This is a genomic window from Photobacterium nomapromontoriensis (assembly GCF_050336815.1).
In the GTDB taxonomy this organism is placed as follows: Bacteria; Pseudomonadota; Gammaproteobacteria; order Enterobacterales; family Vibrionaceae; genus Photobacterium; species Photobacterium nomapromontoriensis.
The window spans coordinates 24,377-32,453 of sequence record NZ_JAKJSL010000064.1 but is presented as its reverse complement, the minus strand read 5'-3'; the positions used below and the strand labels follow the sequence as shown (position 1 = coordinate 32,453).

At 43.2% G+C, this 8,077-nt stretch carries 9 protein-coding genes; 1 reads left to right on the top strand and 8 read right to left on the bottom strand.

What is annotated here, in order from left to right; genetic code table 11:
• From L4D12_RS23745 to L4D12_RS23730, 4 genes are all read right to left on the bottom strand, one after another.
• Positions 1-313: transposase (locus tag L4D12_RS23745; protein ID WP_428450304.1), on the bottom strand; the 313-nt coding region annotated here is incomplete at its 3' end.
• 239 nt (positions 314-552) lie between these two features.
• A complete protein-coding gene (locus L4D12_RS23740; RefSeq protein WP_428450303.1) occupies positions 553-813 on the bottom strand; it encodes a hypothetical protein in 261 nt (86 codons plus the stop codon).
• 362 nt (positions 814-1,175) lie between these two features.
• Positions 1,176-1,592 (bottom strand): ASCH domain-containing protein, encoded by a 417-nt coding sequence (locus L4D12_RS23735; RefSeq protein WP_428450302.1) that lies wholly within the window; start codon positions 1,590-1,592, stop codon positions 1,176-1,178.
• Positions 1,593-1,679: 87 nt separating this feature from the next.
• The gene (locus L4D12_RS23730; RefSeq protein WP_428450301.1) at positions 1,680-2,156 is read right to left on the bottom strand and encodes a prolyl-tRNA synthetase associated domain-containing protein; all 477 of its coding nucleotides are present in this window, start codon (positions 2,154-2,156) and stop codon (positions 1,680-1,682) included.
• A 364-nt stretch (positions 2,157-2,520) separates the two neighbouring features.
• On the opposite strand from L4D12_RS23730, the gene L4D12_RS23725 reads away from it, so the two are divergent.
• Positions 2,521-3,504 (top strand): endonuclease/exonuclease/phosphatase family protein, encoded by a 984-nt coding sequence (locus tag L4D12_RS23725; protein WP_428450300.1) that lies wholly within the window; start codon positions 2,521-2,523, stop codon positions 3,502-3,504.
• Between the two features lie 62 nt (positions 3,505-3,566).
• Here L4D12_RS23725 and L4D12_RS23720 read toward each other — a convergent pair whose 3' ends face one another.
• From L4D12_RS23720 to L4D12_RS23705, 4 genes are all read right to left on the bottom strand, one after another.
• Positions 3,567-4,811 carry a carbohydrate porin gene (locus L4D12_RS23720; protein WP_428450299.1) on the bottom strand — a complete coding sequence of 415 codons (1,245 nt, stop codon included), beginning with the start codon at positions 4,809-4,811 and terminating at the stop codon, positions 3,567-3,569.
• 67 nt (positions 4,812-4,878) lie between these two features.
• The gene (locus L4D12_RS23715; RefSeq protein ID WP_428450298.1) at positions 4,879-5,514 is read right to left on the bottom strand and encodes a DUF3299 domain-containing protein; all 636 of its coding nucleotides are present in this window, start codon (positions 5,512-5,514) and stop codon (positions 4,879-4,881) included.
• A gap of 52 nt (positions 5,515-5,566) precedes the next feature.
• Positions 5,567-6,922 (bottom strand): metal-dependent hydrolase family protein, encoded by a 1,356-nt coding sequence (locus tag L4D12_RS23710; RefSeq protein ID WP_428450306.1) that lies wholly within the window; start codon positions 6,920-6,922, stop codon positions 5,567-5,569.
• A 200-nt stretch (positions 6,923-7,122) separates the two neighbouring features.
• Positions 7,123-7,998, bottom strand: coding sequence for a LysR family transcriptional regulator (locus L4D12_RS23705; protein WP_428450297.1), 876 nt, complete (start codon positions 7,996-7,998; stop codon positions 7,123-7,125).
• Between the last annotated feature and the right edge of the window lie 79 nt (positions 7,999-8,077).

Genomic DNA, 8,077 nt, shown 5'->3' with positions numbered 1-8,077 from the left:
AATCGATTCTATTGAGCTTTCTGTACTCTAACAAACCATTTTGCCAAAGACGCTCAAATACTTCTGCATCACGCCATTCTTGAAACCGACGGTGGGCTGAACTTGATGAGCAAATCCCTGTTTTATTAAGAGCATTCCACTGACACCCCGTGGACATGACAAACAAAATAGCTGACATCGCTGCACGATCATTAACCCTTTTACGGTGAGTACCTAATGGATGATTGTCTTTTGGTGTGGGGATAAGCGGTTCAATCTTTGCCCACATTTCATCTGTGAGTTCCCAAAGCTTTGGATTTGATGTCACAGCCATAATCAGTACCACATTTTGATCACGTTGGTACTAATTATAGTTCAACCGTTATTACCTACTGGGATAGGCACTAAGTTTCAATATCCAGGTTAATTGGTTATAAATATAAATGAACGGCTCAATCCAGCACGTATGTCTATCACCACTTCAGCTCTATTCGCAATATTTCCTTATATAAAGAAGCTTGGACTTATTCAACAGATTGGCTATATGTAAGCTGCAACACGTAATCATATTTATTATGGGCGTGATTTTGCCTTATTAGCTTGACGCTTTAGGTTCAACCAATTGATGCCGCCAAATAGTAACCCAATGATTAACCAGAGTGATGTATGAACTAACGCTTTCTGTGTGAATAAACCCTGAGAAAATGTGTCGTTCATATAGCCCATCATCAGTACCATTGGAATACCCCAAAGCAGCATGCCGTATATGATGACATAGCGAATGACCCCCTGAGATTTAGCTTTTTCCCACATGACAGCCTGCCACTTTGTCACAATGATTCTCCTTCATATTGATGATACATAAGCCCTGACAGCATCTATCCGAATGAAACAATCTTGATTTTTGACTTAGCACACAACAGCTTATATATGCTACTGCCCTCGGATAATGGCCCGCGTCCGGACTGATGAATGTACGGCGTATGATATCAGTTGATATCTATCTGTATTTTGATTGCTGTCTACTTTGTCATACATTTATCACGGTATTCAAGACGATTTATACTGTATGGGCAGTTTTATTTACTATTCAGCTGTCGTTTCGACAATTATCAATTCGATGGTCATAATCGATTTTCTACGACCGACAACTTGACTCAGTTAGCAACGTAACACATAACTATCTGTCAGGCGCTTTACGTCGCATCGATCTCTATTGCATACACGCCGTATTTCTTAATACTTTCTTTGTATCCAGAAAAACTATGGATAAGATCAATTCCTTCCTCCACACTCCAAGGGACAGATAACGTATTTTCAGTGCCTTCCGTTTCAAATAGAATTCTTACATTGGGGTAATGAGTGACACGGATAACCTTTGTATCCATGGCTTCACCGGAATTTTCATTGATAAAACGTAGCATGTGACTGGCTTTGACTATGGAATAATCAAAAGGATGCTCATCACTATTCGCTCTGATCTCTATTGTTTTTTTGCCGGATTTGATAGCGCCATAAGGTCTGTCCATCAAGCCCACGATATGCGTACTCCCCTCAGAATATTCAATTTTTGTGGGAATACCATTTATATCAATTATGATCCCTTTATCCATAAGATCTGATCTCGTTTGTTTTTTGCCAGAATTGATAGATCCAAAATGTCTGCCCATCAAGCCGTCTGAAGAAGTCCGCCATGACACTTAAACCATTATTATCTTCGGCGTTCGCCCAAAATGCTCAAGCAACTTTTCGATATCTTTGAGATTAATGACCAGTGTGATGGTATTAACAAATGGATGACATTGTAACGCTAATGACGACCAAACATCTTGATCAATAATGAGTTCAACTAAGCCTTGATGATCATTAATAACATCTAAAATTGAAACAGAACCAGGCTCCGTTCGCAAATATTTACTCAACCGCTCAGCCGAGGCAAAACTTAAACGTTTAACATTAAGATGTTCAGATAGATATTTTAAATCTATCTGTTTTTCATCTGAAACGACAACTAAAAAATGGCGTTCCCCTTTTCGGTCGCGTAAAAACAGATTCTTAGTTTTAGCGCCAGGGATATAAAGATTTAGACTATTTGCCTCATCGCAGGTAAAAACTGGAGCATGGTCATACTTCTGATATGAAATGGCCAAACCATCAAGCATTTCAAATATACACATGGTGTTATCCCTGCCACGTTAGAAAAAGCATCGACGCCCACTCATCAGGCTCCAGTACATGACGGCTCTCATAGCACAAGCAATAAACACGCTGCCGCCCTCGGGTAATGGCCCCGCGTCCAAACTGATGAATGTGGGCTGTATAATACCAGTTGAAACAATTGGTATTTTGATCGCTGTCTAGTTTGTCATACAGAACGCAGCCCATCGCTATCAGCTCAGTGGCAAACAGCTCTCGATGTAGGATTGTCTGGTAGACACAAACAACAAACTTATCGATAAATACAAAGGGTAAATGGTGCCTATTTTTATTACACTAGCGCTATCACTGTGAATATCTAGCTGTTGCCAGTAAGGTCAAACATTGCTTACCGATAAGAAACTCACTTTTGCTACCGCCAATCTATTCAACTTCATTGAACCACCCGGTGCGTTTTATGAGTTTGAAAACATCTATGAGCGCGATGCGTGGCAAGAAAAATGCCGATGGACGAAGAATCAAATCAACAAGCTGGACGCTGATATTGTTGGCATACAAGAAGTGTTCAGTATTGATGCTGCTCGAGCAATGTTCGAACAACTCGGTTATCCGTATTTTGCCTGTGTTGACCAACCTAATATAGAAGACGGCTATATCTATTCTCAACCTGTTGTGGCTATCGCATCAAGATACCCGATCACCCATATCAAAGCCGTGACGCCTTTAGATTGCATACAACAGAACTACCAGACATTGGTGCCAGCGTTCAGTCGTAAGCCCGTTTATACGGTGGTGAATGTGCCAATCATTGGTGAAGTGGCCGTTTACGTGTGTCATTTGAAGTCGCAACGTGCAACAGAGAGCCATGGTGGTGAACATGCACATGCACTGATTGGCCAGTGGTTATCAAGCCAACAACGCGGATGGGAAGCGGTAATGTTACGTTTATTTATGGAGCAGCAATACCAGCGCCACCCTATTCCGACCGTTTTAGTCGGTGATATGAACCAACCATTAAGCAGCGATATCACTGGCCAGCTAACAAAAACAATAAATCACGACATTGAACAGCTTAAGCTACAAGATAGCTGGCATATTTATAGTGCGAATCTGCTCAATGACGATTCAGTACCAAGTGATAATAGACAGGTTATCGCGCGTACCCCAACCCACTATCATTTCGCTAAAGGGAATGTTTTAGACTACATCTTGCTCTCACAGGAATTTCAGACAGATTCTCAATATTCATTGGCTGATATTAGCAATTATCACGTTTTAGATGATCACCTCATCAATCCGATTTTTGAGCGAGACAAGCAAGCCAGTGATCACGCCTTTGTCGCCATTACTGTGAATTTTGTGCTTTAGATGACGTCCGTATAAAAATGGGCGTCTGAATTGTATTGGAAGACTACACAGAATCCGTGAAATTAAAGGAATATTCGTCCTCTGAGCCCAAGCACAAAGGCGTTGCTCTCATCAGAAAGCAGAGGGTTATTAATCCATTGCAGGTCCGGTGTCAGCTGGATGTAATCCCCTATTTGTATGTTGTAGAAGGCCTCAATGATCAATTGGCTGTCATTCGTTCCCCACGCATCTTTATTTGCCTGACTCCAGTTAACCGCAAAGCCAAGATTATTGTTGGGGGCACCTAGTGCAAAATAGCCCAATCCAGCCGAGACCGAGGTCTCATACAGGGCCGCATCGCCCTCAAAAGAGAAGCCACCGCGCAAAAACGGCATGAGATGTGGCGTAACAAAATAACTCAGCGAGTAGTTCAAACCTTGACTTGCAAACGCACTGTGTCTGACGCTGCCGTCGTCATTAAATGTTGGGTCGATATGCCAGTAGGTCAGGTGAATATTATCGGTATAGATCTGTTCTTGAGACGCTGTCCAGCCGAGCTCCAGCGAAGTAAATAAGTCGTGGTCGTTAAACAACGTATCGAAGCCTTCAAGCACGTCTTCAATGTTCGATCGGCCATTGGCATCTGCGACGCCTGCTACAACATACACATTGTTGGTGATCATATGGCCAGCAGAGAGGGACAATAACCCATCATCCGGCAGCCCCATCGCCCCTGCCCCGGTTTGGAAAGCGAGGTTGGAGAATGCCGTCCATGGGCTTGCCAAGGCGTAGGCATCAACGTAGTCTGTCACATCCTGAAAGCCGACGATAAGTGAGGTTTTACCACCGTTTATACGCTGCTTCCAATAAAAGTTAGTAAGGCGACCGCCTTGATCATTAAATGCTGGCTGAATGAGGCCAATGTAGCCCAAACCTTCTTTGCCTTCGAAGCCAGAAAGAAAAGCATAGTCTTTAGGTGGATAATCAGAGTAGGCATGACGGTGTTCAATCTTCCATACTAAGCTACCCGTATTGGGTGTATCTCGCCCCACAGCATCCCACTGCCCATAGAAACGAGCAACGCCACCACGGGTGCTAACACTATTGCCTTCGCTGCCATTGGCTGAAATAAACCCGACTGCATTATAATCAATACCGAGAGTTACGCCATTTTGCACAAGATCGTCACGCCAAGTACGTTTCTCCGCACTCTGCTCTGAAATAGTATTGTCCACAGAATCCGGGCCGCCAAAATTAGCCGCCGAGACGACCGTTGAGAGCAACGACGCAACCAAGAGTCCGGCTAGATTGATCTTTGTCTGTGGCATACACCTCCCCGCCCAAATCATTCTTTCATTCAAAATACGCTGTTATTTAATATTGGATGTATTTTACTTATTGATAATCAACCACTGTTGATGCATCCAAATGATACCCCATGGTGATGTTACTGCTGCCATCGACCATGTAGATGTCTTCCGATTGGACCAATGAGGTAAGAGTTCCTTCCACCCAGACTGGGTGTTGAACATTCTTCATCTTATACCCCTCAGGGAAAGATATACGGACAATCTGATTTGCAGGAGGTGGTGGCATATGTATACACGCGCCAGCATTAGGTACGAGTAGAAAATCGGTCGTGACCATCGCGCCAGAGAACTCTATGGGGACAAGAAAGCCAGGGATTCGAACGTTTTTACCATCGAACTCCGTAATGATGGTTTCAGCGGCCAATTTTTGCGTTTGTATATACGCATCTCGCAATGTAAGCAGTTCATCGGCATCGACGCCTTCTGACTTTAATTGCATTTTTATTGATTTTATTCGCTCCAGATCATGCGGGTTACCGGAGTGCGTCAGTATGAGTATTTTTTGAAGCTGAAGCCTATTTTCATCACTAATATCTGGAAGGGTAACCTGATTTTGGGAAGGTTCAGGCCTTAGTTGTTGCCAATCAAGCGTGATGGGCTCACTGGCAAAGCTACCTAACGATGCCAGCGCGGATAGTAATAAAATAACGATTCTCAACACTATGCTTCCTTACATCTAATTCTGTTACAGCAATACGTAGAGGCAAGTTAAGCTAGAGCGTATTTTTATAGATAACACCATCTTTCATGATGATCTGAATCGTCTCTGGGCTCTCGGGACGCTTATCCGCGTCAAACCATTTGTCGCCAGTGCCAACCACAGAAAAATCTTTCAGCGGGTTGCCGTCTAGCACAAGGATGTCGGCATAAGCGCCCGTTTCAATTACCCCTAATTTCGCTTTAGGGTAAGGGTTGGTGAAGTCGCCTGTTAGCTTCGCTATTTCCCCACCGACGGATGTCATTGTTTTCAAAGATTCATAAGGCCCAAAAAATGCGTTGTTTAAGTGTTTTTCATAAGCGATCTGGATATTACAGGCATCGACAGAGCCGACGCAGTCAGTCTGGAATCCACGTTTAACCGGACACTTTTTCATATTCGGAATGTAATCTTTAAACGCTTCGGTCGCGGATTTAGCTTTCGCTAAACTAGAAGGTACATTTTTTACTGCTGGTATATCTAAAAGGCCAGGGTCAAAGGCTGTCAGGTTGGTGGTTATAAATGCGCCCTTCTCGTTCATAACTTTGGCAATCTCACAATCAAAAGCGAAGCCGTGCTCAATGGACATGACACCCGCATCAAGTGCGCCAAGAATCGCTTCTTTACGATAAGAGTGAGCCATCACATAACTGCCATAGCTTTCGGCGACAGCAACTGCAGCCTCAATTTCTTCAGGAGATCCCGCCAGTAATTGCCAAGGGTCAAATGCAGATACCACACCTCCAGACTGCATGTATTTCAGCTGCGTTGCCCCCATGCGGAAGTTGTTTCTGGCGTACTTTTTGACTTCTGCAACGCTGTCAACTTCCTGCGAGAGATTTAGACGACCGAAGTTTGTTTCTGCACCAACTGGCGCTGAATAGTTTGCAAAGTCAGCGTGACCACCACGTGTGCTGAGAAATGCGCCCGAAGGATAATAACGAGGGCCAACAATCTCTCCCGCATCAATGGCTCTTCTCAAACCACCGTTTGCACCACCCGCATCCCGCACGGTGGTGAAACCTTGCATCAGATACATCTCGGCCATTCGGGCGCCATGGATGGCAAAATCTTCCCAGGTCTTATCGGCTTCCATCGCTGGTAGATTCGGCCCCATTAACATCAAGTGTGCATGATTTTCAATAAAACCAGGAGTGAGCGTTTTTCCCGTACCATCGATAACAGTCGCATCGCTTCTAGCATTAATAGCCTCAGCTGAAATGGCTTTAATGATATTCCCTTCAACTAACACATGGTGATTTTCGTACAACTTATTTTCAATACCATTAAATATGTCGACATTCTTAAACACTATTTGTCTGACAGGTTGTTCAACTGAGGTATCATCCGAGGCAAAAGCCATTGAGGTCATCATGATAAAAAGAATAACACTCTTCATTTGTAATCCCTCTATAAATAGTATTTTTCCGTCACCGTCGTAATATTCGTGTAGTTGGGCCAGAATTTAACGTCGAAGTCTAATACGTCAAAATGAAGTTAAGTCCACGCTTATAATCTTGTCAATGTTGTGTAAAAGCTTGCCGATTGAGGAATTATGCTCAGGCTTTACATTTAATGAATACAGTGCTGTTTGATAAAATTCATAAAGGTTTTTTCTGCTAGCGATAGATAACCCGTTTTACGCCATGCCATCGCCACATCTAAATACACCGGCGTTTGAAAAGGCACAGCAACAACACCTGACTCATGTTCTGTCACCAATTCCAACAGTGCTGATACGGCGAAATCGTGGCGAACGATATTTAAAATCATGGGTAGCAAGTTAGTTTCAAATGAGATCTTGGGTGCGAGGTGATATTCACTGCACACTCTGTCGATAAATTCACGGTGAAAATAACCGGTTTTAAACATCACCATCTCTTGTTGGAAGAAATCAGCGAAGCTAACGGAACCTTGCTGAGCAAAATGATGTTCAGGGCTTACAACAGCAACCATCTGGGAGGTAAGCAAATGCTCGACAACAAGAGAATCAGGGACATTTTCATTAATGATCACCCCTAAATCAAGCTCACCGTCCAGTAGCATCTTACGAATTGATTGCGTTCCCGCTTCTACCATAGTCAACTTAAGGTTCGGATAACGGCTTTTAAATCCCATTAAGATCTGAGGGAAAAAATACGAGCCAAGCATACTCGGTACGCCCAATCTTACTTCACCCTTTTCTAATCCTCGCAATTCTGCCATTGCGGTATTCGCATCTTTTAACTGCTGCAGAATAATTTTGGCATGTTCCAGCAGTACTTCACCTTCATGGGTTAAGGTGATTTTTCGCTCATTACGGTGAAATAAATCTAACTCTAACTGCTGCTCAAATTTTTTGATCGCCACACTCAGTGCAGGTTGAGCAATGTGTAATTTTTCTGCCGCTTTAGTGAAGTTACCCGTTTCGGCTAAAGCATGAAAATAGGTCAGTTGTCGCGTATCCATAACTATAACTTTTGCTTATAGAGCTGATATTTATTATATATTTTAACTATAGTGAGTAAATTGCTACTTTTATAGTAGT